Genomic DNA, 25,589 nt, shown 5'->3' with positions numbered 1-25,589 from the left:
CAGGTGCAGATGCTAGTTAGCTAGGGGGGCAAAAACTTTACTGTCACCAGATCCCTCTGTGAAAATACTAGATTGAAACCTATGAAGGCGCTATAAATCAAACAGTAGATTTTTAGAAGTTTGTATAAGGTGCCCATGAAGTTTTGCCCTGATTCAGTGAAATCACAGCGATGAGTGACCTAAATCTCTGTTAACTCCAGTTCAACGATTCAGTTATTGAAGATCAATAATTGAAGATCAATAATTGAAGATCAATAATTGAAGATCAATAAAGGCAATATGCGATCAACCACCCGGAACATGAATTGTACAGGTTGAACCGAATTCTCTGTTGCAGATGCTAACTTCAAGGTTTAAGGACATTGGTTTAAAGACACTTGCAGTAAGACATAACCCAATCCATCCCACTGACTACGGCTCCTCTTCTTGCTCAAGGGAGGTTGGGAAGGGTCAGAGATGCCAATTTCGGTATCATCTACCCATTATTACGGCAATACATCCTCACAGCCCTCTCAGCTTCAGGGAAATCAACCATTTCCTGTGTATTTATAGATATTAAAATAGTCCACAATTGACGTGGTAGGAAAGTTTTGTGAAGGGCGAAAGGCTTTATCCATCGAGCAAGCTTGCAGTGTTAATTGATGCCGAAAACACCAGCGCGAGTCTAATCGAACTGCTACTAACAGAAATCGCAAAGTACGGCACCGCTCACGTTAAGCGAATCTATGGAGACTGGACAAATACCCTCCTCAGCAGTTGGAAACCCAAACTTCATAAGTTGGCGATTCAGCCGATCCAACAATTTAGATATACGACAGGCAAGAATGCAACAGATAGCGCTTTGATCATTGACGCGATGGATTTGCTGTATGCTCAAAACTTTGATGGATTCTGCATTGTTTCGAGTGATAGTGACTTTACACGACTCGCCAGTCGAATTCGAGAAGCGGGTCTAATTGTCTATGGACTAGGAGGAGAGAAAACCCCAGAAGCTTTTGTGGGAGCCTGCGACAAGTTCATTTACACGGAGCTTTTACAGCAGACGGAAGCGATCTCTTCGAGTTACTCCCAAGGGGTCACTCCTACGGAATCACCCGAAGCTTCTGCAAAATTGGTCGAAGCGCAAAAGGCAGATCCGAAAGTCAAGATCGACAAAAAATTGCTAAAACTACTACGAGATGCTTATGAGGCGATCGCTGAGGAGGACGGTTGGGCGAATCTGGGCCCGTTTGGGGCACAACTCAACAAGCTCTCCCCTTCATTTGATGCAAGGACGTATGGACACAAAAAACTCAGCGACTTAATTCGCGCGATCAGCTTGTTTGAAGTGAAGAAGATTCCACACGCAAAAAGCCAAACCGCTACTCAGTTAAGCATCAAGCTGAAATCTTAAGTTTGACAACTGACTACCCATGCGGATGAAAGGACTTGAACCTTCACTTCTTGCGAAACCAGAACCTAAATCTGGCGCGTCTACCAATTCCGCCACATCCGCATTTTATTGCTCACCTATCATAGCAAAGTGAGCGAGTTTTGAGCCTGGGGATTTAATGCAAAACTCAAAACTCGAAGCTCTTGGACTTATGGCAAACTGCCGACACTGAGTGGGATAATATTTCCGTCGGTGGTGTAACCGAGTAGCATCTCGTCGCCCGATCGTATCAGTTTGCCAGTCAGAGCGCAGCGATCGTCTTGTTGGGCCGTTGCCGGAAAACTCGCTCGTAAATCGGATGGGGAGGCGATCGGCGTATGGTCGCCGGATTTTTGTTGGACGTAATTCCAGAGAATGTCGCGAATCAGGGCTTGATATCCCTGGTTGCCAGAGAGTCCTTTCAACTTTTCCTTTAACTCTCGTTCCAGGCGGATGCTGGTGACTTCCATGTCGGTGGTGGTGGTGCGAGTTAAGGTATGCATGTTTTTCCTCCAAAAGTAACTGGACAGGTTCATAATACAAGTGTAGTATGGAAACTGTAGTTCGTAAGCCAAGTGCTTCAAAGTCTTCTTCAATGAAATTTCTACGGCTCCTATCGACAGTTCAAGGGTTGGGTTATTGCGAGAGTGCGCTTTGCGAATTTCCGCACGATCGTCCAGTCAGCCTTGTCGGAGTCGTAGTTTTGCCGTTTATGGGCAGGGCTATCCAGTTAGAAAGATCTCAGGAGATTGATGATTCGCGAAACATTAGCACGTCCGGGCGGCCAGGCGCATTGCCCAAAACATTGATTAGAAGCGGAAGGGACAGGAGACCGACTGTACCTAAATAAGACAAGAAAACTCTGAAAAAGTTTTTGAGCCTCCGCTTCTAACCGTCAAGAAGGGGAGGTTTTTAGTGTGTTTGGCGGAAAACAAAGCAGATGCGGTGTAGTCATCGCCTGCCCGAAGCAGCCCTTGGAAACAGCAAACCCTTGTAATGAGTAAACCTTTGTAACGGCAAACCCTGGAAAATTGGGAGACACCAGGAATGTTGAAGTTTACGTACACCGAAACGGGGATAAACATTGAGCGATCGACCCAATCTCTCGAAGAGTTGGTGATGTGGCGGATCGTGCTGGCGATGCGAGTTGGAGAACGGCTGACGGTTGCGCCGGGGACGGCTTCGTTTTTGCTGCCTGCAAATCTACAGTGCTGGGATTTGTTGGAAGCGGTGGTGCAAAAATCACTGGACGACACGATCGCGCTCTGCCAATGTGATGCAGAATTCATCGAAGTCAGCCTGCGAGGAACCTGGATCGCTCAAGATTGCAACTGCGAGGAAGGGATCTTTTTGGCTGAGCTGGGTGACTCGTTGCCAGGGACGCTTTGCGAGCGGGCGGAATTCATTTTGTTTAAGCTGTGGCAGGAGTCGTTGACTTGTCGGGTGTGATGAAGGGATGAGGGAGAACTTCGATGAACTGTTTCCCCTTTGGAGGTAATCCGCCTCGCGAGGAGGAATAAGGGATCAAAGGCGATTTTGCTTGGTCTTTTATTGTTTTGCATTCATCATTTCTTTGAGGTGATCTCTCAAGTGAGCGTGGTTGATTTTGCCTTGGGGGTTGCGGGGGAGGCGAGCGATCGCAATCCAGCGTTTGGGATGCTTGAATTTGCTGAGTTTTTTGGTGAGGGCGATTGCTAGTTTCTCATCAGAAAGGTTGGCGTTTGGCACATAGACGGCGGTGACAATTTGCCCCCATATTTGGTCAGGGATGCCTATCACACAGACATCTTTGACCATTTTTGTGTCTAAAATTGCGGCTTCGACTTCGGCTGGAAAAACGTTTTCGCCCCCAGTGATGATTTTTTGGCTATCGCGGCCGATGATGTGCAGGTTGCCTTGGGAGTCAAAAAATCCCAAATCATCAGGCTGGTATTGTGAATAATTCAATAGCTCAGGATAGTAACCCAACATTAAAGAGGGTGATTGAATGGTGATTTTGCCAATTTCTCCAATGTCTAATACGTCGTTTTTTGGGCTACGAATGGTGATTTGAGTGTGGGGTAATGGTTTTCCAGAATTGAAGTTTCCGCTTAAAAAAGCTTCTGGTTTCAAAGTGGCAATTTGCGAGGCGGTTTCGGTCATTCCATAAGTGGGAGCGATCGACAAGTGTCGCGATCGAGCTTCTTCTAATAACTCTAGCCAGGCAGGTGCGCCTCCTAACAAAATGGTTCTAAATTGGGACAGCCAGGAGTGTTTTGGTTGATGGAAACTCAGAAGTTTTTGTAGTTGAGTAGGAACGAGAGAAAGGAAGAATTCTTGAGGATTAATTAATGGTTCTGCGTCAGTTCCTAGTGATTTCCAGGGCAAGATTATCAACTTTCCATTGGATAGGAACGATCGCATAAATTGCATCAAACCGCTGACATGATAGAGCGGAAGAACACAAAAAGAATGGACGCGATCGACTTCAAAATATTCTCGAAATCCCTGAACAGATGCCGTCAAAGTTCCCCAGGTATGCATCGCAAATCGAACTTTACCCGACGTGCCGCCTGTGGGAATCATAATTAAGGGTGTGTTGTAAAAGCCTTCTAGCTTCTTTTGTTTCCTTCTATTTGAGACTTCTCCCCAAATCAAATCAGGCTGAACTAATTCAAAAACTTGTTGCCATTCAGATTCTGCCCAGTCAGGATTACAGAGAAAAATTTGGCAATGTGTCGAACAAGCAGCAATAAAGCCAGACAAGAAACGGATGGGATCACGTTCAGCTAACAGAATTGTTTGAGTTTGTGGCGTGATTTCTTGATAGCGTTCTTGAGTTTGTTCGATCAAATTCTGAATATCATAGCCGATTAACCAATCTTTCTGACTGCGTTCTAAAAGGTAGGTTAGAGGAGTTGCCATAAGCGATCGCTCTCCTCCATCAAGCTATCAAACCAGTAATCTGTTCCATATCCAAAAGCACGATTCTTGACGGAGAGTTCTGCGGCAAGGTTTAATCCAGCTTGTCGTCCGATCGCCGTTTCAAACACTGAAGAAAATACCGCCTCGATCGAGTGTTCTTGACAAAACTGACGAAGGCGAGAAGGTGACCCAGCAATTGCGGGTTTGATGACAAAAATTCCGCGCCAACCTTTTTGATAGCAATCTTTGAGTTGATTAAGTGTGGCAATGGATTCGTCGATCGCTAGAGGCGTACTATATTTCTGGCTCAGTTTTAACATTGCGTCGAATTGATGAATTGAAAGTGGCTGTTCTAAAAATTCGATGTTAGTTGAATCACAAATTTGTAGCCATTTCTCAGCTTCTAAATCGCTCAAACCTCCGTTAGCATCTAGTCTCAAAAGCGCGTCAGATGGTAAGTTTTGAATGAGTTGGTCAAAGAGATCGAGTTCTTCTGAAATCGGTGTAACGCCAATCTTCCACTTGAAAGTTTGATAGCCTTGTTGCCAAAGATTTTGCCAAGATGCCAGGGCTTTTTTTCCCGTGGGAAGCAGGGCAGCCATTGACGATCGCCCCACAGATTTTCTTGACCAATCGCTAACTAAAGACTCAAATCCAAACTGGCAGGCAGGGAGACGATCGGGAATATTCAAAATCGTCTCTACATCGACTTCACCTGATAGCTGATTACAGAAATCTAAAGCTTGATCGAAACTTTCTGAACCAAACCATTCCAGAGGCGCAATTTCACCAAAGCTGACCTTTTCACCCTCAAGCCGCAAAATAATCCCTTCCCGCACCCGCCACAAGCCATGACTCGTTAACAACGGTTGCCGAAAGGGACGACGGTAGGTGCGAAACTCAAACTTCATCCCGGTAGCACAAAGCCCAAACCCAACATCAAACCTGCCCAAAAGTGAAGCTCGACCGCAATCAATCGACAGAATGTGAGCTTGTGGGGTTGGTCGTGCTGCGATCGAATAAATCGACACAACCTCCGAGCCGCGGGCACACTAGCAAAAATCAACAGCGTCCAGATTGGAAACAGATGCAACATAACAAACAAAGCGGTCAGCGCGTAGAGACTGCCACAAATCCAGGGCAACAGATCCGCCGATCGCTTCGTACCCAACCGCACTACGGGAGATTTTTTGCCGATCGCGGTGTCATCCTTAACCTGATTGAAGTGTGAACAAAACAAAATCAAACTGGTCGCAATGCCAACAATAATCGACGCTGCAAAATTTGTACTTGACCAAGCTTTTGTCTGACTGTAGTAGGAAGCAGCAAACGCCAGCGGCCCAAACGCAAAGAAGCAGAGAATTTCACCCACGCCTTTGTAGCTGAGACGAAAGGGCGGCCCCTGGTAGATATAGCCGATCGCACAGCACAGCAAAATCAGTCCGATTACCGTAAAGTCTTGTTGTTGAGCGGCGATCGACCCAATCCCAAACAAGCCCAACGCCAGACAAAAATTACTGATCCAAAAAATCAGCGCCTTATTGCCCGTCATGTTGACGAGGGAATTTTTCTTATTGACATCAACGCCTGTTTCCGAGTCAAACACGTCATTGCTGAAATTTTCCCAGGCCAGGATCAAAATAGCAGATATTAAAAATGTTAAGAAAATTGAAAGGTTAAACCGGGTGGTTTCAGCGAAAGCAACGGCAGACCCGACCCAAATCGGCATGATCGCCACACTGTACATGGGAGGCTTAATCGCCGCAAACCAGAGCTTTCTGTTGACACGCTCGATCGTCCTGGTTGTCATTAAAAAAACTCCTGTAATTGCCAGAAAGCTTACAAACACTGTGTTTCCCAGTTTCCCATTTGATCCGAAGCAACCGCAGTCTGTTATAGAAACGTTACACGCTTCCTGGTTTCGCTTTACTAACCTTAAATTTCCCCCTTCAGTTTCACGCCCCTTGACGATTGCCTCGATACACTGTTCAGTGGCAGATAACACGCGGGGAGAAGATTTTTATGAATGCTGCTGCACTCTGGCAACGCTATCAAGACTGGCTTTACTATCACAAAGGTCTAGAATTTTATCTTGATGTCAGTCGGATGCGGTTTGATGATGACTTTGTAGACCAGCTAAAACCTAAGTTTGAAAAGGCTTTCAAGGACATGGCTGCCCTAGAAGGGGGCGCGATCGCCAACCCCGACGAAAACCGCATGGTTGGTCACTATTGGCTGCGTGATCCCGATTTGGCCCCGACGGATGACCTCAAACAAGACATTGTAGGAACGCTGGAAGACATTGAGACCTTTGTTGAAAAAGTCCATTCTGGCGAAGTGGCTCCCCCCAATGCTGAGAGATTTACAGATATTTTGTCGATCGGCATCGGTGGTTCTGCTCTGGGCCCCGAATTTGTCGCCGAAGCACTTTCTCCAGACTTTCCGCCGCTAAACATTCACTTTATTGACAACACTGATCCCGCAGGCATCGATCGCACCCTGGCAAAAATGGGTGATCGGCTCAACAGCACCCTCGTTCTGGTCATCTCCAAATCCGGCGGCACTCCCGAACCTCGCAACGGCATGATCGAGGTGCAACATGCTTTTGCAGCCCACAATCTGGACTTTGGCAAACAGGCGATCGCCATCACAGGCAGAGGCAGCAATCTGGACAAAGTGGCCGAGTCTCAAGGCTGGCTGGCTCGTTTCCCGATGCACGACTGGGTGGGAGGACGCACTTCTGAATTTTCAGCCGTTGGGTTAGTGCCTGCTGCGCTGCAAGGGATTGATATTCGGGCGATGTTGGCTGGGGCAAAAGAAATGGATGCCGCCACTCGTCAACCTCAGATCAAAGGCAACCCCGCGGCACTGTTGGCGCTGGCCTGGTACTTTTCGGGCAACGGTAAAGGCGAAAAAGATATGGTGGTGCTGCCCTACAAAGACAGTCTGCTGTTGTTTAGTCGCTATCTTCAGCAATTGGTGATGGAATCGTTGGGCAAAGAAAAAGACCTCGACGGCAACACGGTTTATCAGGGCATCGCCGTTTACGGCAACAAAGGTTCGACCGACCAACACGCCTATGTTCAACAACTGCGCGAAGGTGTGCCCAATTTCTTTCTGACGTTTATCGAAGTGCTGCGCGATCGCTACTCCCAACCCGTCGAAGTCGAACCGGGAGTCACGTCGGGCGATTATCTGTCTGGACTGCTTCAAGGTACTCGTCAGGCGCTCTACGAAAATCATCGCGACTCTGTGACCGTCACCATTCCCGAAGTCACGCCTCACAACGTTGGGGCCTTGATTGCCCTGTACGAACGCGCTGTCGGCTTTTATGGCTTTCTCGTCAACGTCAATGCCTATCACCAACCTGGAGTAGAAGCGGGCAAGAAAGCAGCAGCCGCTATTCTCGATCTCCAGCGCAAAGTAATGGAGGTTTTACAGCAAGAAAAGACTCCCATCCCATTAGGAACTCTAGCAATTAAAGCGAATGCTTCTGATCAGGTCGAAGCGATTTACAAAATCGTCCGTCATCTCGAAGCCAATCACCGCGGGGTCAAAGTAGAAGGTAGTTTAGGTGATCCTGGCAGCCTGACGGTGAGCCTCTAACAGTTTGGGTTATTTTCAACAAAAGCGGAGAAGCTACCTTGAAGTTCAATATTGCAAGATCTTCATTGCCAGATCTTTGAGGTAGCGTCTTTAGTAAAGTCAAAAGTAAAGTCAAAGTTTACTGCGCCTTCAGCAATGATCGTTACGCTTTGGAGAGTCGGTGCAGCCACATAAAATTGGGCCCTTCGGGTGAGCAGACACGCTGAATTAAACCGTAAGAATAGTGTAGATTTTCGCCGGACAAGTCTTTGCGGTATCCATACTGTGTCCATTCGCCGTAAGGATCGTTGACAAAGCAGCCCGATCGGTCATATCCCCGCAGCACAATAATGTGACCAAAGCTGGTGAAATAGCCGTGAATAATACACGGACGACCTTCAGCGATCGCCTTTTGAATGTCAAACATGCGACCTTGCAGCGTCAAGTCATCCCTTAACCCATAGTCAGCGGCCATTTTTGCTAAGTCTCCGGGGTCGTGACGGCTCAACCCTTTATTATCCATGTAGCGATAAAGCTCATCCTCAAATTGGACGGCGTTCGTCTTGCGAGGAATTTTGAAGTAGCGCATCACCATCGCAAAACAGGTGACATTGCAAGCCCCACCCGGATTCTCTGAGTTGTTTAATTGATTGTGGTAAGGCACTCCCAGAGACTTTGTAGCAGGCAGACGAGCAGGCAGACGAATGGGAAGAGACGGCGTTCGTGCGGTTGAAATGACCTTCCCCTGACTGTTGAGCACTTGGACATGCGGCATAAACACAAACCAGGTATTGCGGGGAGGAACGCCCAAAAAACCATCGACGATCGCGATTTTGAGATGATTTCTGCCGACAGGCTTCCACGAGTGAATGTTCAATACTTTGCCCGCTTCGACAGTGACTTTATCTTGAGGCGGCAGTTTTGAAGAATCATCTGCGGATTGCTTGAAAAACGTCGTCTGAAGAACTTTGATTCGCATAGAATTTCTCCAATTCCTGATTCTGCTGAGTTTTAGGCTTTTCAATTTTGATTGACGGCGATCGACAGAAAACTACTCATGCGCGATTGCTCATTCCTGATTTCCCGAACCTAGTGTACCTACCCGCACAAAGAGTAGCTTTGCCTCAAGGGAATAACTCTCCGTTAATTCCGATCGAGTTGCCTGCTTTGACTCAAGGTTTTGTAAAGGAGTTCCGTTAATTTACGCAGGGAGATATTTCGGTTGTCCAGCCAAAATAAAGACGCACCAGGGATTCTACTCAAAAATGCGTCTACTTAACTTTTGCTTTACGATCGGTCTCATCACACTCGGAGCCAAATCTTTTGAGTTGCTGCCTGCCAACTCTCAAGGCGAAACTTCTCCTCTCAGTCAGGCGTTTGTCTCAGTTCCCATCCCTGACGAAGCGGTCAAAAAGCCTTATCAAGTGCTGATTTATAGCGCCACTGACGTACAGACTCAAACATTAGTCGATCGACTTGCTACGCTCAAAATTCCCTATCAACTCACGTCCTCGATTTCTCAAACCCTGGACGCAGACGACCATCAGGGACTCGATCGCTTTCAACAACTCAAGCATGAAAAGCAGCCGATCGTATTCATCTACGGCAAGGCTAAGTCAAATCCACGCGCCGAAGAAGTGGTCACCGAATATCAAAAAATGACGGGTGAATTGCTGATTCAAAAGTGAGTTCGATTTTAATGAAGGACTTCCAGAACTCTTATCTGAAATTCCTCCCAAATTGAGACGCTGGCGGGCAGAAGACCCAAACAACGCGAAAAACCTGCATCGCATCCACTTCTAAGGAATTGAGACAGACCGAAGCAGGCGATCGACAATTCCTCTGGCTCTGCGTCCCCCCGCCGGAATTAGGCGATGAGCCAACACATGAGGCGCAAGCTCCTTCACATCATCGGGGATTACGTATTCTCTGCCTTCTAGAAACGCCAATGCCTGCGCTCCCTTTTGCAACGCAACCGTTCCTCTAGGACTCACACCCAATGTCACTTCTTCATCCTGACGAGTTGCCCTTACCAGATTGAGAATGTATTGCTGTAGAGAAGTATCAATTTTTACTTGACGACAAAGGCGCTGTAACTCCTGAACTTCTGCTAGTGAAATGCAAGGCTTGAGTTCTTGAATCGTATGCCCTGCTTGAAGGCGCTGTAACATTTGCATTTCTTCCGATTCGGTCGGGTAGCCCAGCGACAGCGACAGCGCAAATCGATCCATCTGCGCCTCTGGTAGCGGAAAGGTGCCCTGATACTCGATCGGGTTCTGAGTCGCGATTACAAAAAACGGACTGGGAACTTTACGAGAATTGCCATCCACCGTCACCTGCTGTTCTTCCATGACTTCGAGAAGGGCAGATTGGGTGCGAGGAGTCGCCCGATTAATTTCATCAGCCAACAAAACGTTCGCAAAAACTGGCCCTGACAGAAACTCAAACTCACCTGATCGCGGATTCCAAATATTCGTGCCTGTCACATCCGTCGGCAACAGATCAGGCGTACACTGCAATCGCTGAAACCGACCGTCGATAGACTTGGCCAAAGACTTCGCCAGCAACGTCTTGCCAACGCCCGGAACGTCTTCTAACAAAGCATGACCGCCTGAGAGTAAGGCAACCAGGACAAGCCGAATCGCCTCAGACTTGCCGACGATCGTTTGGCTCAAATTTTGGGTTAGTTGCTCAATGCGCTCTCTCATGTGTAGGTTTTCGCCCCTAGAAGACTTTCGTTCATCATACTCAGGATGCCCAAAAATGGAGTTGAACGCTGAACCATAGACTTTGGACTCTGAACTCTGACTGTCATTTGCGTTTTCAGTCTAGGGTCTCTGATCTAATGTCTTTGCCTCAATACTAGGAGACAGGAACGCACATCGTTCTAGCGGTTTCGCAATCGGCTTTAATTTGGGCTTTTAGGTCATCTAGCGAGGCAAACTTTTGCTCAGGGCGAATAAATTGCTCTAGCTCAACGATGAGTGTCTGCCCATACAGGTCGCCTGACCAATCCAACAAGTGAACTTCGATCGTTTGCTTAGTTCCATTCACAGTTGGACGGTTGCCAATATTCATCACGCCCAGCTTGTGATCGAGGCCCACTCCCGAAACCCTCACACTGTAAACACCCTGCTTGGGAATAAATTTTTCGGGGGGCGGCTGCAAATTAGCGGTCGGGAAGTCGATCGTTCGTCCCAACTGCTGACCCTGTACAACTTCGCCAACAAGACTGTAAGCCCGTCCCAACATTCGATTTGCGCCCTGCAAGTTTCCGTTCTCAAGCGCCTCACGAATGGCAGAGCTACTAATCCGCTCTCCGTGAAAAGTCAGCAGCGGCACGATCGTGACATCGATCCCAAACTTAGCCGCAATCGCTTGCAAATCTGCTGCTGTCCCCGATCGCTTGTAGCCAAACCGAAAATCTTGCCCAACGCTCACGCACCTTGCTTGCAGGTGATGGATCAGAATTTCCTCGACAAACTGCTGAGGAGTCAAAGCCGCCAGTTCGCGATTAAACGGCAAGAGAACCAGTTGCTCAACGCTGATCGCGCTCAGTTGCAGGGCTTTTTCAGAATGAGGAGTAAGCAGTTTGCGCGGTTGCCCTGTAAAAAACTCTTTGGGATGGGGCCAAAAACTAACAACTGTAGAGCGAATTTGAGGATCGTTACTGATGACAGGCGAAATTACCTGGTGATGCCCTTGATGAATGCCATCAAAATTGCCCAGGGCAACCACAGTCGGAGTCAGCGCGTTAGTGAGAGAAGAAGTTATCCACACGCTTTACATTTTGACATACATTACTCAGCGATCTGCAAAAGCCCATCTAAGCGAGTTGGCTGAATTTTGTAGTTTTCACGGGCAAACTGTCACTTTAGGAGACAAATTGGGCACAACGAGAGGCGATCGCCCCCATCCCAACTCTTTCAACTTAAGGTAAGCCTCCCACGTTCAGAAAGGCTTTCTAACTTTCGCCGCCTCTTCTCTCAGTCAAATCCTGGCAAAATAGAGTCAGACTGTAGCGTAAAGCATGACAAACCGTTTTCTCTCAAAGTTTCGGACAACTCTCTGGGCATGGTCATTGGGGTTGACTTTGCTGTGGATATTGCCAGCCTATGCTGAGACAACTTCTGTTTCTCTGACTGCCTCCAGGGTGTCGGTATCAAGTCCCAAAAAACAGAGCTATGATCCCCAGGCAGTTCTCACTCAACTGTCCCAGTCTTCAGTCGTCTATCTGGGCGAAACCCACGACAGTCCAGATGATCATCGCGCCCAACTTGAGATTATTCAATCCCTGCATCGCTCAAATCCCAATATCGCGATCGCACTGGAGATGTTTCAACGCCCTTATCAATCGCTGGTCGATCGCTATCTAGCGGGTGAGCTTACAGAAACCCAACTTCAAGAACTCAGCCAATTTCAGAAACGCTGGGGCTTCCCGTGGGAGTACTACGCCCCCATTCTCAGATTTGCCAAAGCGAACCGTTTGCCCGTGATTGCGCTCAACACGCCTTCTGAAGTAACGCGCAAAGTGGCTCGTGGGGGGTTAAAAAGTTTGACGTTGAGCGATCGTCGCTTTATTCCGCCCCTTTCTGAGATTCGCGCCGAGCCAGAGGCTTATCGTCAGAGAATGCGCCAGATTTATGAGCAAATTCATCAAGGGAAAGGAAGCAGCGATCGCTTTGAGTCGTTCTTTTTGGCGCAAATTCTTTGGGATGAAACGATGGGCGATCGCATCAGTCAGTTTCTTAAGGCAACTCCCAAAACTCAGGTGATCGTGCTGGCAGGTCAGGGACACATTCTCTATGGCGACGGGATTCCCAGCCGAGTTGCGAGACGAATGCTCAACAATCCCCAGTTTTCTCAATCACTGGTCTTGCTCAACCCGCCTACTGAATTCACCACCCCACAAGACCGTCCCATTGCTGACTTTTTTTGGAATCAGTCCACTCCTTAGCTCGTCAACTTTTTGGGAAACAAGTAGATTGCGCCTGAAATCCAGGTCAAAGCAACAGATACCCAAAAGGCTCCCAGAGGCAACATCCAATCACTAGGCAAAGGTGCGATGAGAAGGGCGATCGCCACAATTTGACTCACTGTTTTTAGCTTGCCCCATAGATTTGCGCCTTGAATACTGCCCCCTCCCTGCAAACTCAAATCAACGCGCCAGCCTGCGATCGTCAGTTCTCTCGCCAAGATCATAAACACCCCCCAAGCGGGAACTTGCCCCAACTCAACCAGAGACATCAGGGGAGCCAAAACCAGCAGTTTGTCAACCAGGGGATCAAGAAATTTTCCTAAGTCTGTCACTTGGTTAAGCTTTCGAGCCAGGTAGCCGTCGAGCCAGTCTGTCCCGGCTGCCAATAGAAAGATCGCCACCATGATCCAGCGAGTCTCCGAAGTGGGATGGTGCAAGCCGTAGAGCAAAAAAGGAACTCCGAATAGGCGCGAGACGGTGATCCAGGTGGGCAGATTCATAAGATTTGAGCAAAGGGCACTCGTTAAGCATAAAAAAATAGGGCCAATCCGAATAGGATCAACCCTAAAATCCAACAACTTCAGGAGATAAACTCTGGCTTTTAGCAAGCCCCATGCTTATTGAGAACTACCCAGATGGTTTTAAAGATCAAGCGCAGGTCATACGCGATCGACCACTTTTTCTGATACTCCAAGTCAAGTTTGACGACATCTTCAAAATCGGTGACATTCGATCGACCGTTGGCCTGCCATTCTCCTGTGATTCCAGGTTTGACGTTGAGACGTTGCCAGTGGTGCGGCTTGTATTTGCTGACTTCATCCGCCGTAGGGGGACGGGTGCCAACCATGCTCATGTCGCCCTTCAGCACATTCCAAAATTGGGGAAGCTCATCTAGACTGGTACGCCGCAAAAAGGCCCCGATCCGCGTGATTCGAGGGTCGTTCTTGCTTTTGAAGATGTTGCCCTTGGCTTGATTTTGCACCAGATGTTTGCGCTGGTCAGCATCGATCACCATTGAGCGAAACTTCCAGATGCGAAAAGGCTGCCCCTTGACTCCACAGCGAATCTGACTGTAAAAGATTGGGCCGGGATCATCGCGCTGAATGGCGATCGCCACCGGAATAGCCACCACAGCCGTAATCGCCAGACCTACCAGGGCACCTGCAATGTCGAGCAGTCGTTTGAGCTTGCTGTTGACAGAGGGGTGAAGGGGTTCGGACTCGATTGAGGCCAACAGGTCTGAAGCAGAAGTATTTGCTTTTTTGGCGCGTTCAAGCAAGGCGGAATAGAGAGATGAAGGAATGTTAGAAGTCGTAATCACAGGTTGCAGCCGATTTTTCTTAAAGGTTGACCTCACCCGACCACTATATTCAGCCACACCTACCTATCGTTAGGGAATTGAAGGACGTTTGCTTAATCTTTGAACTGCCTTAGACTTTTATGAAGATCTGGTATGTTGTCCGAAATGTAGACCAAATGAGGGTTGTGCGCCAAAGGTTCTGTCGCGTGAGATGGACAGGAGTGGGGCAAATCTAGGTCTTGTGCAGCCCTCGATCGCTCAGTCAATGAAAATCCCTGAGACTCTTGTCATATCTGAGCTTCATCAGCTTTTTCATTTGATTCAGCAATTCGTCTGTACTGTTCTGAACTACGATTCTGATTCGGGAGGAGCATCTTCTACAAACAAGTCATCCATCCCCTCCAGATTAAAGACTGAGTTGATTTTGGCAGGGGAATCTGAGGAGGTGCTGCTTTTTATCAGAGGAGCAGTTGGTGAGGAGATTTCACGCGTTTTGTCTAGATTTGAGAGATCCTGACTAAGTTGGTGCAGGGTAGTCGAGTCAAGCGTTAGCTCTAAGTCTGGATTTTCGGAGACTGGCGGTGTGGGCAATAAATTTTCTTCTGGCGTGTAGGTGGCTTCGGCAAGCGATCGCACATCTGAGGCCGCAGAATCGATCGCAGGCGGACTCACGGACACGACATTCAACGGCTGGCTGGCATCCGCAGATAACTGCTCCAAAAGATCGGTCAGTGCATTGATAGTGTCACGGTGAGGCGGTGTCTCTAGAGGCGGTGGGGCTGGATTAGTAGAAATCGCAGTCTCTTCAGGGGGTAAGGCAGGACTGGCAAAACCTGTGGCTGCTTCGAGGGGTTGTGCAGGGCCGCTGGGAATTTCGGTGCCGGGATAGGGGAGTGAAATGGGAGTAGACGCGACCCCTTGCGGGTATCTCACAGCGATCGACTCGGATTGGACGGGCTTTCCGGGTTGAGGCGCAGCTTCTGAGTTTGTAGATTCTAAGTTTGTAGGCTCTCCTTCCTGGGCATGGAGATAAGAAGACGCTTCTCGTCCCAACTGCTCGGCTAATCGATTGACCAGCGTCGAGAACATGACTTCTCCCTGCTCACCCAAATGATGAAGCTTATCTAACCCTTGAGCCAGCGAATCCTGGTAAGCATTGATGTCTTGTTGCAGGGATTCAAACACGACTTTTAGCGTAGTGTCTAGCGTTGTGAGCGCCTGATCGGTTTGATCTTGTATTTTCTGGATCTGCTCAACACTTGGCGAGGGAGAAGCTGATTGCTCTGTCTGGTAGCTTTGGCGGTGCGCCTCTAGCCTGCGAATTTCTCGAATCAGGGCATTTCTCTGCTGGGTCAAGGTCGCAACTTCAGACTGCAAAGGGCGAAGTAACCCCGATCGCAGCTCGTTCATTTCTTGCACAACGGATTGCATCACCTGCTGCGCGTCGGCTTGTGAGGAGTCTGAAGTCTGGCTAACAGGGGTCGATCGCTCTTGCATCATCAAATAGATGCGAAGTCTCTGTAAGAGTTGACGCTGTTGAGCCACTTGCCCACTTGCCGCCCAGGGAAGGCGAGAGGCTGCTTTTTGCAGCACCGCATCAATTTCGTGAATGAGCGTCTGAATTTGATCCTTCTGAGAAGTCACGATCGAATCCTTGATGAAGATTTTGCAAAATGGATGAGACCAATTCAACTGATTGCTAGGTTGCCCATAAGAGCATACTCTCACCCAGCGTTTATGAAGCGGATACCCCTGACTTAGAAAACAACAAATGGATTGTTTACTCAGGATAGTTTATGGGCTGCGTTGTCGAGGCAGCAGGCAGGTCTTAGTCCAAGTTTCTCAACAGAGCGTAGAAAACTGCAAGGTGGTTAAGGTTGGTAGTTAAGGTTGATCAAGTCGTCGCCGACGTAGGAGCCGTAAAGGCGATTAAAATCCAATAAAATCTAAGGGCAGCGATCAAGTTTTTCCTAAACCCTGAGCTAAAAAATGACGAACTCCTTTCTTTTTTAAATGCGGGTGGCGCTACAAATTTTTGTCTCAAAAACTTTCAAGAACTTAAAAATTCGTAGGATCAAGAAAACGACAGATAGAAATATGACCGTCCAAAAGTCTAAGTGTTAAAAAGCTATAGTCTAAAATAATACCTGTTTGTGAAGCTTGTAATGGGATACTAGTCAATAGATCACCAGATCTTGAATTGGCTCGATCGCTGAGGCTTTACGAAAGGCGATCGTAAGTTCATCAGTTTTATCTAGCATTTGTTAAGCTTTAGGCTATGATGGCGATTGGTTTTGGCGATTAACCAAGTTTGAGGCTTATCAGTTTATAACCTCAACCCTGTTTTGGCCTGCGCCTGTCAAGTGGATTAATACTGAAATCAAAATTCTGAGACTAAAGTATAAATTAACCTAGAAGAAGCCAACAATTTAATTGCAAACTGGGATCGTGCGCTCGTCTTGTGCACGTCATATTACTGAGACTGACGAATAGACTTTGGTCACTAAATTACAACTCCACTACGTTTTATAAAATTTAATTCTTCACCTCAGATGGCTTAAACCTCCCTCAAAACAAAACCTCAATGGAAGATTGGTATAACCTACGCGACCAGAATTCTGATGTATCGATTCGTTCGGCTCCTTTCTTTGAAGGATTGCCAGAAGCAGTGGTCGAAAAGGCAATTTCTCATGTTGTTACGCGGAGTCATCCGGCCAATCAGGTGATCTTGCTCGAAAACGACTGGGGCAGTTCGGTCTATTTTATTTTGAATGGCTGGGTGAAGATTCGCACCTACAACCTGGATGGCAAAGAGGTTACGCTAAACATTTTGGGCAAAGGAGAACTGTTTGGCGAGATGGCTCCGCTAGATGAAGTGCCCCGATCGACGGATGTGATTACGCTGGCTCCGACGACGATCGGCAACATGCCTGCTCAAGATTTTGTGCAACTGCTCAGTTCAGAACCGCAAGCGGGAATCCGGTTAGCTCAACTGATGGCGCGTCGTCTGCGTCAGGTCAATCGTCGTCTGCGACTGCGCGAGTCTGACAGCACGTCACGAGTGGCTGACATTCTTTTATTTTTGGCAGATGGGCAGGGCAAACGTGGCCCCAATGGCACCGAAATCCCCAATTTGCCGCATCGAGAACTGAGCAGTCTGAGTGGGCTGGCGCGAGAAACGGTAACGAGAGTCTTGAGCAAACTCGAAAAGAAAGGGCTGATTGTGCGCGATCGTGACACACTTTGCATCCCTGATCCCCATGCTCTAGAACGAATGATGATCTAGCGTTTAGCCAAAGACTTACTAGAAACTTAGAGAAGAGGTTGAGTGGTCAAGCAGGCAGCTAGATCGAGTTGAGCGAGTTTTGTGTAAGCGTCATCGATCGTCTGTTTGCCGCGTAAAAACCCCAGACTGGCACCCGGACAGATAAACCGCAGCGTTTCGGGTGTGAACTGATCCAACAACTTTTGCACGTTGCGGATTTGACGTGGCCAATGAAAGGTTTTAGCTGTTCTCAAGGGCGTGGGATGGGCAGAGCGATCGGGCAACAAATGCCGCCCTGTAAACAAGATTCCACCGAATGGACGATAGAGACAAGACGCTCCGGGAGAATGACCGGATGTCCAAATCAGGTGATGAGACGCGACCCCATGCGGGTCACTCGAAGAGATTGTACAGTCCTGGTGAAACGAACTCACCTTCAGATTAGGCAAAAGGTACGCTTCCTGCTCTTGAATCACCACCTCACAGCCCATCTTCTGCTGAATTTCTCGCACTTTTCCCAGTCCGCCTCGATGCGTTATGACCAGCCAGCGCACACCCATTTTTTGCAGAAACTGCTGATTGGTCTCATCCCAGGCGGGACAGTCCACTAGAATGTTGCCTTCTGGCTCGACGATCAGATAAGCCGTGCCGCCCAAGGTGTCTTGGTTGGGAGGGAATGCAAAAATAGAGTCAGCACCCGGAACATCGTATCCATCCAGAACAAGACGAGGGAGTTTGAGCGTTCCCTTGTGGCTGGTTGAGATAGGCTGAGAGAGTGAGGAGTTTGTCGATCGCTCGGATGGAGTTTGAGTCATTACACGCAGGTAAGCAGAACGAGAGGCGGAGTCATTCAATCTTCGATGATCTTGGCAGATTGAAACCATGACCCGCGAATGCCAATAAAATGTTATGTCTCGGTGCTGCTTTTTTTCGCGCTTCAAGCAAGAATCAACGCTGCGATTGCTCCAAGATTCCTCAAAAAGTCTGAGTTTGCGATCGCCCACCACTGCATCGTCAACCCCAAAATTTAGCGCATGATCTGGCTACTCTTACTCGGACTGATTACCTACTTTATTGTGCAAAGGGTGACTGGCATCACTCGCACTCCCATCTGGGCGCTGTGGTTTGTGGCGATGCTTCCCGCATTCTCGCTGGTCGGGTGGACTTTAGCCTTCCGGGGACAACGGCCCATGCCGCCTGAGTTGGTGATTTTGATGTTTGTGCTGTGTTTGTCGCTCTACCTGTATTTGATTCAGCGCGGACGGATTTCTCCCACTTCGGCGATCGATGCCGTTCCTCAAGGTCAAACGCTGGGCACCGAAACGCCTGCTGATCCCCAAAGTGAGCCGCCCGTCTCGCGACCGATCAACAAGGACGAAGAGAGCAGCCTACAAACCTGTTTTCCCTGGTCGGTGTATTACTTACAAAATCTGGAGTATCGTCCCCAGGCAGTGATTTGTCGGGGACAGTTGCGAACGACTCCTGAAGTGGCTTACCAGACAATTCGAGAAAATGTGGAGTCTAAGTTTGGCGATCGCTTCTACGTGGTTTTTCAAGAGGGCCTGAACGATAAGCCATTTTTTGCGCTGGTGCCCAACCCACAAGCCAGTGGAGAAGAAAAGCAAACGCGCAAATCGCTGGCTCGTCCTGGAATTGCGATCGGACTGGCGGTAATGACGCTGTTTACAACGACGCTGGCAGGTTTGCAAATTATTGGCAAAGAGTTGGACACAGATTTGTCTGTTTTGCCTCAAGGGTTGCCTTACGCGATCGCGTTGATGACATTTTTTAGCGTTCGGGCGGCCGGGCATTATCTAACGACTCGTCGCCATCAGATTGCGGCCACGTTGCCTTATTTTATTCCCGTGATTCCTTTGCCGTTGTTGCCTGTGGGCACGGTGGGAGCCTTTATTCAGATTCGATCGCCGATTCCTAGCCGCAAAGCCTTGTTTGATTTTGGTGTGGTGGGAGCGATCGCGGGTTTGGTGATTGCGCTGCCGCTGTTGTTGTGGGGATTGGATCATTCCACTGTTGTAAACTTGCCTCAGCGCCCCGGATTGTTTGACTTTCAGGCGTTAAGTCCTCGGTTTTCTCTATTGCTGGCTGTGTTTAGCAAGCTGGCCTTGGGCGGTGAACTGGTGGCTGAACGAGCAATTCGTCTGCATCCTGTGGCGGTGGCGGGCTGGATTGGGCTGATGTTTACGGCGTTTAATCTGATGCCTGTGGGCCAGTTGGATGGTGGGCGAATGGTTCACGCGATGTTTGGGCAACGGACAGGGGCGGCGATCGGGCAAATTTCTCGCTTGTTATTGCTGGCGCTGGCGTTTGCTCAACAGATGGCGTTTTCTCAACAGCACTTGCTGGTTTGGGCGATTTTGATGTTGTTGCTGCCTGTGACGGATGAGCCTGCTTTGAATGATGTGACGGAGTTGAATAATGCTCGTGACGTGATTGGGCTGATCATTCTGGCGATGTTGCTGATGATTGTTTTACCCGCTCCTAAAGTTGTCCTGGCATGGTTAAATCTCTAGAAACACGATGTCGAAACGGTCTCAGCCCAGTCCAGCCTACGTTTTGTATCGCGATCTGCAATCTTTGTTGATCTATCGAGAGTTTTTTGGCGATTCTGTGGGGCAGGCGTTTCTAGAAGTGCTGCAAGCGATCGCCCTCTCCGACTCGCTACACATTCTTAAAGCCTATGGCGGCTGGTTTGCAGCGTTGGCAACTCAAAATCGGGGCTGGCAAGATTATCTGCTCGATCGCCTTCTGACCGCTGACAATCCTTTCTCACGTCAGGTTCAAAAAACGGCTTTAGAAGCGTTGCCTGTTGCCTTGATTCAAGCGGTGAAACGGGACTTGCGATCGCTTCAATCCCTCTACGCTTGCAGGGCTGAGAAAATTTGCGACTGGATCACTCAGCAAGCTGATTCTTCTGAAGAGTTGATCCCCTGGGCGGATCAGTTGCCTGCAAACGCAGAAAGTCCTGCTAAAAAAGCGGCTTCGCAGTTGAGAATTCGGTTAGAAGGGCTGACAGATTGGGCCGATGCGCTGGCGGATTTAGCTGATTATTATCGCCAATTTGGAACGGGGATTTTTGCTGAATATCAGGCGTTTCGCTGGCAGGGTGGGCAGCTAGTAACGATCGCTCATCCTGATCCCGTCCAGACTGGGGATTTGTTTGGCTATGAGTCTCAGCGTGAGACACTGCTCAAAAATACAGAATTCTTGTTGTCAGGCAATTCGGCGCTGCATGTCTTGCTGTATGGCAGTCGGGGATCAGGGAAATCTTCGTTAGTCAAGTCACTGCTGCATGAATATGGCGATCGTCATCTGCGGTTGATTGAGGTTGCCAAATCTGAGTTGACAAATTTGCCGATCATCGTGGAGCAGCTTCGCGGTCTGCCTCAAAAGTTCATCATTTTTGTGGATGACCTGTCGTTTGAGGAAGATGAAGACGCTTATAAGGCGCTCAAAGTCGTTCTCGAAGGCAATCTCACCGCTCGTCCGCAGAATGTGGTGGTGTATGCCACTTCCAATCGTCGCCATCTGATTCGTGAATTTTTTGGCGATCGTCCCCGTCCCAGAGATGCTGATGAGGTTCACAATTGGGATACGGTGCAGGAAAAACTCTCTTTTAGCGATCGCTTTGGACTCACGCTAACTTTTGAGCCGCCCGACCAAACTACGTATCTCAAGATCATCCATCATTTAGCGAGTCAAGCTGGGATCGCCCTCAGTTCAGAGGATTTAGAATTTCGGGCGTTGCAGTGGGCGACTCGTCACAATGGGCGATCGGGCAGAACGGCGCGTCAGTTTGTTGATTTTCTGCGATCCGATTTGAGCGTTTTTGGACAGGCTTAGATGTCATTCACTCACGAGAGAATTGTCCGATTTCAAGACACCGATGCGGCGGGAGTCGTCTACTTTGCTAACGTTCTAACTATCTGTCACGAGGCTTACGAAGCGTCTCTAATGGCAGTTGAAATTAACTTAAAGGAATTTTTTAGCGGCTCCAAAACGGCGGTTCCGATCGTTCACGCTGACGTAGATTTTTTTCGTCCGATGTACTGCGGCGATCGCTTGTCGATTCAACTCACGCCTCGCGCAATTAGTGACAGTGAATTTGAGATCTTCTATGAAATTCGCTTAACGAATCAGGAACGATCTACCTGCAAAGCGCACACCCGCCACGTTTGCATTCATTTGGAAAGCCGATCGCGCCACCCGTTACTGTCTGACCTAAATTCCTGGCTAAAGGCTTTTGCGTGACGATCGTTCCAAAACAGGGATTACGCAATGTGCGACTTCTCTAAGTTCCTTTATGCTTGATTGAGTTCTCCTCTTTAAAGTCGGTTAGATGAGGGGTTCTCGCTTCGTTGTTTGGCGCTTCTGCCCCCCCAATTTTGGGGGACTCTTAGACAAGACTTCCAGTTCAAAGTCTCTCACTCGTGGAGGATTTGGCTTGCTCTCCCGGATTGACCACCGCAGCGAGAAACTCATCGAATCCACGTTAAACTAAGGCCTGTAAGAGTGCCTGGAGCTTGAGTTGGACTTCGGTGAGTTCTTTTTCGGGAGTTGAGCCAGCGACGATTCCGGCACCCGCAAAGAGACGAGCGTGACAGCCATTGAGCAAGGCAGACCGAATGCCAACCGCAAATTCTCCATTGCCCTGGCGATCGACCCAACCGATCGGAGCCGCATACAGCGATCGCTCAAACTGCTCAAAATGACGAATCTGACCACAGGCAAGCGATCGAGGTGCCCCCGCAACGGCAGGCGTAGGATGAAGCTTTGCAACCACATCTAACAAATGCACACTCGACGGAACATTTGCCTGAATTGGAGTGTGTAAATGCTGAATATTGGGAAGCTGTAAAAGTCGAGCCGACGACCTTTTTGAGTTACCCGCAAGGAGCCGCTTTGAATTATCTGCCAGAGGCTGCCGCGCCTTTAATCCCAGTTGTGACAAATGTTGAGTAATCGAATCAATCACAACTTGATGTTCGTGCAGTTCTTTAACACTTGATAACAGATCATTGGCTAATCGGACATCCTCACTAGCCGTTTTGCCACGAGGCGCAGAACCCGCCAGCGCATCCGTTTCTAATTGGCGATCGTGAATGCTCACTAATCGTTCTGGACTTGCACCGATAAATGTCTGCCCTTTGCCGCTGCTGGCTGAAAAAATATAGCAGCTTGAATAGAGTTTTCGTAAATTGTTGAGGGAGGCAATTAGATTAAAAGGAATCGGGGAAGTCACATCCAAAGCATGAGCTAAAACAACTTTGTGAAGATGGTTTTTCTGAATTAAATCAAGAACTGAAGAAACAGAATTTTTGAAATGATTGGTGTGAGAAACGTTTTGTTTTTTAAGTAAGTTTCTGTGACCGATCGCCAGATCAATCGCCTCATGTCTCACCGATCGAATCATATCAAACCGTCGCCAAACCAAGCTTGCCGCAGCGTCTGGGTCAAACTGCTGATCGATCACTAAGTTAGCAACAAGGGTTGAACGATCGCCCTGACGACAGACCTGCCAGCGAGGTAAAAAGATCGAAGCAGACGGAAAAAAATCAGTTTCAGAAATGTCGTCAAAGAATGAAAAATTACAGAAAAAATGTGCCCCAGAAAATGGAGCATCTAATTCACCAGTTTGAGTTGTTTTTGACAGCGTATCTTGAATGAATTCTTTAGCTTGAATAAATCGATTTTTCCCTTTCGTTTCTAACTGAATGGCTGCCCCGATCGCCAAAATTGCTTCTTGCTGACCCTTCTCAAAATAGAAATGTCGCTGGTTAGATCGAACAATTGATTGTAAAACTGCAAGCGGATCGATTGGATCAATTTCTAAAGAAATGCTGGCAATTTGTAGCGGAGAATTTCTAAAATTAGCGGGTCGAAACGTACGGAGAAATTGAGCGAGATCTTTCTGATTTTGCAAGCGATCGAGACGGTACGGGATAACAGGCATGAGTACGCAAGTATCGAGGTTTGTTTGAAACAGACATTTTGAAATGACAAAAGCTGGAACCTAGTCCCTTAGCTGATTTTAGTAGACTTTGGGAGATGAAGGACGCGGCAACTCCGATCTCTTTGGGTCAGGTCGCCGTCCCACGACCTTGAGGCGAAAGTCATCTGGCGGCACAAACGTGATGCCTCGACGAGACGGCCGCACCGGGCGATTTTCATTAGTCTCAAATTGATAATGAGCCAGAACGGTTGCCAAAATCAGCTTCATCTCAAACAGCGACAATGCCATGCCCACACAGCTTCGACTGCCGCCGCCAAATGGGAAAAATTCATAGGGTGAAAACTTTTGCGTCATAAAGCGATCGGGATTAAATTGCCCCGGTTCTACATAAGTCTTGGCTCGACGATGCGCCAGATAAATGCAAGGAACGAGAATGGCCCCCGGTTCAAACGTGTAACCTTCTAGTTCAATCGTCTGCTTGACTTTGCGCGGTTGGGAAATGAGGGCGATCGGATACACCCGCAGCGCTTCTTTACAAACGGCAGTCAGGTAAGGCTGTTGAGAAAGGGCGGTCGGATCGAGGCTTTGATTTTGAATTTCTGGCAGCAGGCGATCGAGTGAGTTCTGATTTCGATGAATCCAATAAAACGCCCACGCCAAACCAGAGGCCGTCGTTTCGTGACCGAGCAGCAAGAGCGTCATTAACTGATCGCGCAAGTCTTGAGTGTCCATCGATTCGCCTTGGTCGTCACGGGCAGACATCAACACCGAGAGAATGTCCGATCGCTGGCTGAGATTCTGTGATCGGCGCTCTTCAATTTCGGCGTAGATCAGAGCATCAATTTGCTGTTGTTGATCTAAAAAGCTGCCCCAGGGACTCCAGCGCCCCAAATTTTGTTGAAGCGGCGGAAAGAAAAACTGAGTCGAATAAAGCGGAGACGTAATCGATTCCAACAATCTGCCCAATAGCTGTCTGAGCCGTTGATAGCGGTCACCCGGCACCATGCCAAAGACGACCTGCAAAATCACCTGAAGCGAAATCTGAGACATTTCCTCCCGCATATTCAGCGACTGTCCGGGCTGCCATTGTTGCATCTGTTCGCTGGCTAGAGCGCAGATCAGTTGACCTTGACGATAAAGCTGTTCTCGATGCAAAGCAGGCATTAACAACTGGCGCGATCGCAAGTGACGCTGACCTTCCTGCATAATCAACGAGCGATCGCCCACCAACGGCCGAAACACATGGGTGACTTTGCCCAACTCCAGCGAGTCTGCCAGCGTCGTAAAAATCGCCTGAATCGCATCCGGATGACTAAAAAACACCACAGGCGGCGAATTTACGCCCAACACTCTCAAGGTAAAGGTGTCGCCATACTTCTGAGCGCAGGCTTCGAGAAAATTAATCGGTTGAGCAACGATCGAGAGCGTTTGGAGAAGAGAGGGCGATCGCGATCCATCAGGCAGTTTCATCAGACTTGCTTGTGTAGACACTTCTCGCTCTAGTTTAGAAGGCAGAGCCAGCAGAAGTCATAAATGGACAGGCATAGTGTGACACATCTCACCACAGTAAATACTGAGACATCGGTATAATTTTTGTGTCCCTTCAACCTAACCTGACACCCAACTGAGATTTCGCCTCTACCCAGTCCAAATAGGAATTAAAGGTTTTTATGGCAAAGCAAGATGCTGTTTTGAGAGAAGTATCCGTCAGTCTGCCGTTTGGCATTGGCTCTGCCAGATGGGAAGCTGACCCGACCGAGCAAAATGCGGCATGGTCACTGTACGTGGAGTTGGTGACTCGGATCGCGGTGCAATCTTTAGGATCAGAGCAGGGCTTGCTGCGGGAGGCGCTCAACTCGCTGTATACCTTATTTGGTACAACGAGAGAGATACTGAAATTAGCAGGGCCGAAAGTAGGTGCATCACGGCATTCGGTGGGAGGAATCGCGATCGCGGTTTTGAACGATGGCTTGCGTCCATTTATGACCCGTTGGCACCCAGCGCTAGAGGAATGGGAAGTGCAGCGCCCCGACAACATGAGCAAAAGAGTGCATGAGCAGCATTGGTCAGAAGCCGCCCAGATGCGTCAAGAGTTAGCGGAATTGCGAAATAGTTTGGAGCAGTATGCGATCGCGCTAGCGAAAATTGCAGGCGTTGAACAGTGATCCAGGTAAC

Annotated in this window: 23 protein-coding genes and 1 tRNA gene; 10 read left to right on the top strand and 14 right to left on the bottom strand. The window is 48.6% G+C overall.

The genetic code is table 11. The annotated features are described in order from the left end of the window. Positions 1-592 precede the first annotated feature (592 nt). On the top strand, positions 593-1,393 hold the full coding sequence (locus ACKFKF_RS07430; protein WP_446867117.1) for an NYN domain-containing protein: 801 nt from the start codon (positions 593-595) through the stop codon (positions 1,391-1,393). Positions 1,394-1,413: 20 nt separating this feature from the next. Here ACKFKF_RS07430 and ACKFKF_RS07425 read toward each other — a convergent pair. After that, positions 1,414-1,495: transfer RNA gene (locus ACKFKF_RS07425), tRNA-Leu, on the bottom strand. 86 nt (positions 1,496-1,581) lie between these two features. Then, positions 1,582-1,914, bottom strand: a complete 333-nt coding sequence (locus ACKFKF_RS07420; protein ID WP_446856562.1) for a hypothetical protein — start codon at positions 1,912-1,914, stop codon at positions 1,582-1,584. 544 nt (positions 1,915-2,458) lie between these two features. On the opposite strand from ACKFKF_RS07420, the gene ACKFKF_RS07415 reads away from it, so the two are divergent. Beyond that, positions 2,459-2,860, top strand: coding sequence for an alr0857 family protein (locus ACKFKF_RS07415; RefSeq protein ID WP_446856561.1), 402 nt, complete (start codon positions 2,459-2,461; stop codon positions 2,858-2,860). Between the two features lie 99 nt (positions 2,861-2,959). On the opposite strand, the gene ACKFKF_RS07410 is transcribed toward ACKFKF_RS07415, so the two are convergent. Genes ACKFKF_RS07410 through menA form a run of 3 tightly spaced genes read right to left on the bottom strand, consistent with a single transcriptional unit; the run spans position 2,960 to position 6,125 of the window. Continuing rightward, the gene (locus ACKFKF_RS07410) at positions 2,960-4,315 is read right to left on the bottom strand and encodes a 2-succinylbenzoate--CoA ligase (protein WP_446867116.1); all 1,356 of its coding nucleotides are present in this window, start codon (positions 4,313-4,315) and stop codon (positions 2,960-2,962) included. After that, the gene (locus ACKFKF_RS07405) at positions 4,300-5,226 is read right to left on the bottom strand and encodes an o-succinylbenzoate synthase (RefSeq protein ID WP_446867115.1); all 927 of its coding nucleotides are present in this window, start codon (positions 5,224-5,226) and stop codon (positions 4,300-4,302) included. Before ACKFKF_RS07405 ends, ACKFKF_RS07410 begins: the two co-directional genes overlap by 16 nt. Next, positions 5,223-6,125 (bottom strand): 2-carboxy-1,4-naphthoquinone phytyltransferase, encoded by a 903-nt coding sequence (gene menA, locus ACKFKF_RS07400; protein WP_446856558.1) that lies wholly within the window; start codon positions 6,123-6,125, stop codon positions 5,223-5,225. Before menA ends, ACKFKF_RS07405 begins: the two co-directional genes overlap by 4 nt. 212 nt (positions 6,126-6,337) lie before the next feature. Between menA and ACKFKF_RS07395 the strand changes: the two genes are divergently transcribed. Continuing rightward, positions 6,338-7,921 (top strand): glucose-6-phosphate isomerase, encoded by a 1,584-nt coding sequence (locus tag ACKFKF_RS07395; RefSeq protein WP_446867114.1) that lies wholly within the window; start codon positions 6,338-6,340, stop codon positions 7,919-7,921. A 142-nt stretch (positions 7,922-8,063) separates the two neighbouring features. On the opposite strand, the gene ACKFKF_RS07390 is transcribed toward ACKFKF_RS07395, so the two are convergent. Then, the gene (locus tag ACKFKF_RS07390; protein WP_446856556.1) at positions 8,064-8,879 is read right to left on the bottom strand and encodes a C39 family peptidase; all 816 of its coding nucleotides are present in this window, start codon (positions 8,877-8,879) and stop codon (positions 8,064-8,066) included. 286 nt (positions 8,880-9,165) lie between these two features. Between ACKFKF_RS07390 and ACKFKF_RS07385 the strand changes: the two genes are divergently transcribed. After that, entirely contained in the window at positions 9,166-9,588 is a 423-nt protein-coding gene (locus ACKFKF_RS07385) for a hypothetical protein (protein ID WP_446867113.1), read from the top strand. A gap of 111 nt (positions 9,589-9,699) precedes the next feature. Here ACKFKF_RS07385 and ACKFKF_RS07380 read toward each other — a convergent pair whose 3' ends face one another. Together ACKFKF_RS07380 and ACKFKF_RS07375 are read right to left on the bottom strand one after the other, a co-directional pair. Then, a complete protein-coding gene (locus tag ACKFKF_RS07380; RefSeq protein WP_446867112.1) occupies positions 9,700-10,608 on the bottom strand; it encodes an AAA family ATPase in 909 nt (302 codons plus the stop codon). Positions 10,609-10,762: 154 nt separating this feature from the next. Then, a complete protein-coding gene (locus ACKFKF_RS07375) occupies positions 10,763-11,680 on the bottom strand; it encodes a bifunctional riboflavin kinase/FAD synthetase (RefSeq protein ID WP_446867111.1) in 918 nt (305 codons plus the stop codon). 250 nt (positions 11,681-11,930) lie between these two features. Here ACKFKF_RS07375 and ACKFKF_RS07370 point away from each other — a divergent pair, with 250 nt between their 5' ends. Next, positions 11,931-12,857, top strand: coding sequence for a ChaN family lipoprotein (locus ACKFKF_RS07370; protein WP_446867110.1), 927 nt, complete (start codon positions 11,931-11,933; stop codon positions 12,855-12,857). Here the strand turns inward: ACKFKF_RS07370 and pgsA are convergent. From pgsA to ACKFKF_RS07355, 3 genes are all read right to left on the bottom strand, one after another. Beyond that, the gene (gene pgsA / locus ACKFKF_RS07365; protein ID WP_446867109.1) at positions 12,854-13,378 is read right to left on the bottom strand and encodes a CDP-diacylglycerol--glycerol-3-phosphate 3-phosphatidyltransferase; all 525 of its coding nucleotides are present in this window, start codon (positions 13,376-13,378) and stop codon (positions 12,854-12,856) included. The genes ACKFKF_RS07370 and pgsA overlap by 4 nt on opposite strands. Before the next feature lie 101 nt (positions 13,379-13,479). Next, positions 13,480-14,256, bottom strand: coding sequence for a sugar transferase (locus ACKFKF_RS07360; RefSeq protein WP_446867108.1), 777 nt, complete (start codon positions 14,254-14,256; stop codon positions 13,480-13,482). A 270-nt stretch (positions 14,257-14,526) separates the two neighbouring features. Continuing rightward, entirely contained in the window at positions 14,527-15,822 is a 1,296-nt protein-coding gene (locus ACKFKF_RS07355; protein WP_446867107.1) for a hypothetical protein, read from the bottom strand. A 940-nt stretch (positions 15,823-16,762) separates the two neighbouring features. On the opposite strand from ACKFKF_RS07355, the gene ACKFKF_RS07350 reads away from it, so the two are divergent. Continuing rightward, positions 16,763-17,464 carry a Crp/Fnr family transcriptional regulator gene (locus ACKFKF_RS07350; RefSeq protein WP_446867106.1) on the top strand — a complete coding sequence of 234 codons (702 nt, stop codon included), beginning with the start codon at positions 16,763-16,765 and terminating at the stop codon, positions 17,462-17,464. Positions 17,465-17,490: 26 nt separating this feature from the next. Here ACKFKF_RS07350 and ACKFKF_RS07345 read toward each other — a convergent pair whose 3' ends face one another. Next, a complete protein-coding gene (locus ACKFKF_RS07345) occupies positions 17,491-18,258 on the bottom strand; it encodes an MBL fold metallo-hydrolase (RefSeq protein ID WP_446867105.1) in 768 nt (255 codons plus the stop codon). 219 nt (positions 18,259-18,477) lie between these two features. Here ACKFKF_RS07345 and ACKFKF_RS07340 point away from each other — a divergent pair, with 219 nt between their 5' ends. The 3 genes from ACKFKF_RS07340 to ACKFKF_RS07330 are packed head-to-tail and all read left to right on the top strand — an operon-like array spanning position 18,478 to position 21,712. Beyond that, positions 18,478-19,974, top strand: a complete 1,497-nt coding sequence (locus ACKFKF_RS07340; RefSeq protein ID WP_446867104.1) for a site-2 protease family protein — start codon at positions 18,478-18,480, stop codon at positions 19,972-19,974. A gap of 7 nt (positions 19,975-19,981) precedes the next feature. Continuing rightward, positions 19,982-21,304, top strand: a complete 1,323-nt coding sequence (locus tag ACKFKF_RS07335) for an ATP-binding protein (RefSeq protein WP_446867103.1) — start codon at positions 19,982-19,984, stop codon at positions 21,302-21,304. Beyond that, entirely contained in the window at positions 21,305-21,712 is a 408-nt protein-coding gene (locus ACKFKF_RS07330) for an acyl-CoA thioesterase (protein ID WP_446867102.1), read from the top strand. 241 nt (positions 21,713-21,953) lie between these two features. Here ACKFKF_RS07330 and ACKFKF_RS07325 read toward each other — a convergent pair whose 3' ends face one another. Beyond that, on the bottom strand, positions 21,954-23,414 hold the full coding sequence (locus tag ACKFKF_RS07325) for an isochorismate synthase (RefSeq protein ID WP_446867101.1): 1,461 nt from the start codon (positions 23,412-23,414) through the stop codon (positions 21,954-21,956). Positions 23,415-23,492: 78 nt separating this feature from the next. Further along, the gene (locus ACKFKF_RS07320) at positions 23,493-24,884 is read right to left on the bottom strand and encodes a cytochrome P450 (RefSeq protein ID WP_446867099.1); all 1,392 of its coding nucleotides are present in this window, start codon (positions 24,882-24,884) and stop codon (positions 23,493-23,495) included. A gap of 200 nt (positions 24,885-25,084) precedes the next feature. On the opposite strand from ACKFKF_RS07320, the gene ACKFKF_RS07315 reads away from it, so the two are divergent. Continuing rightward, a complete protein-coding gene (locus ACKFKF_RS07315) occupies positions 25,085-25,579 on the top strand; it encodes a hypothetical protein (RefSeq protein WP_446867098.1) in 495 nt (164 codons plus the stop codon). Positions 25,580-25,589 lie beyond the last annotated feature (10 nt).

This window comes from Phormidesmis sp. 146-12 (assembly GCF_052939495.1).
The sequence above is the reverse complement of the archived record's forward strand: the minus strand, read 5'-3'. Positions and strand labels throughout refer to the sequence as shown.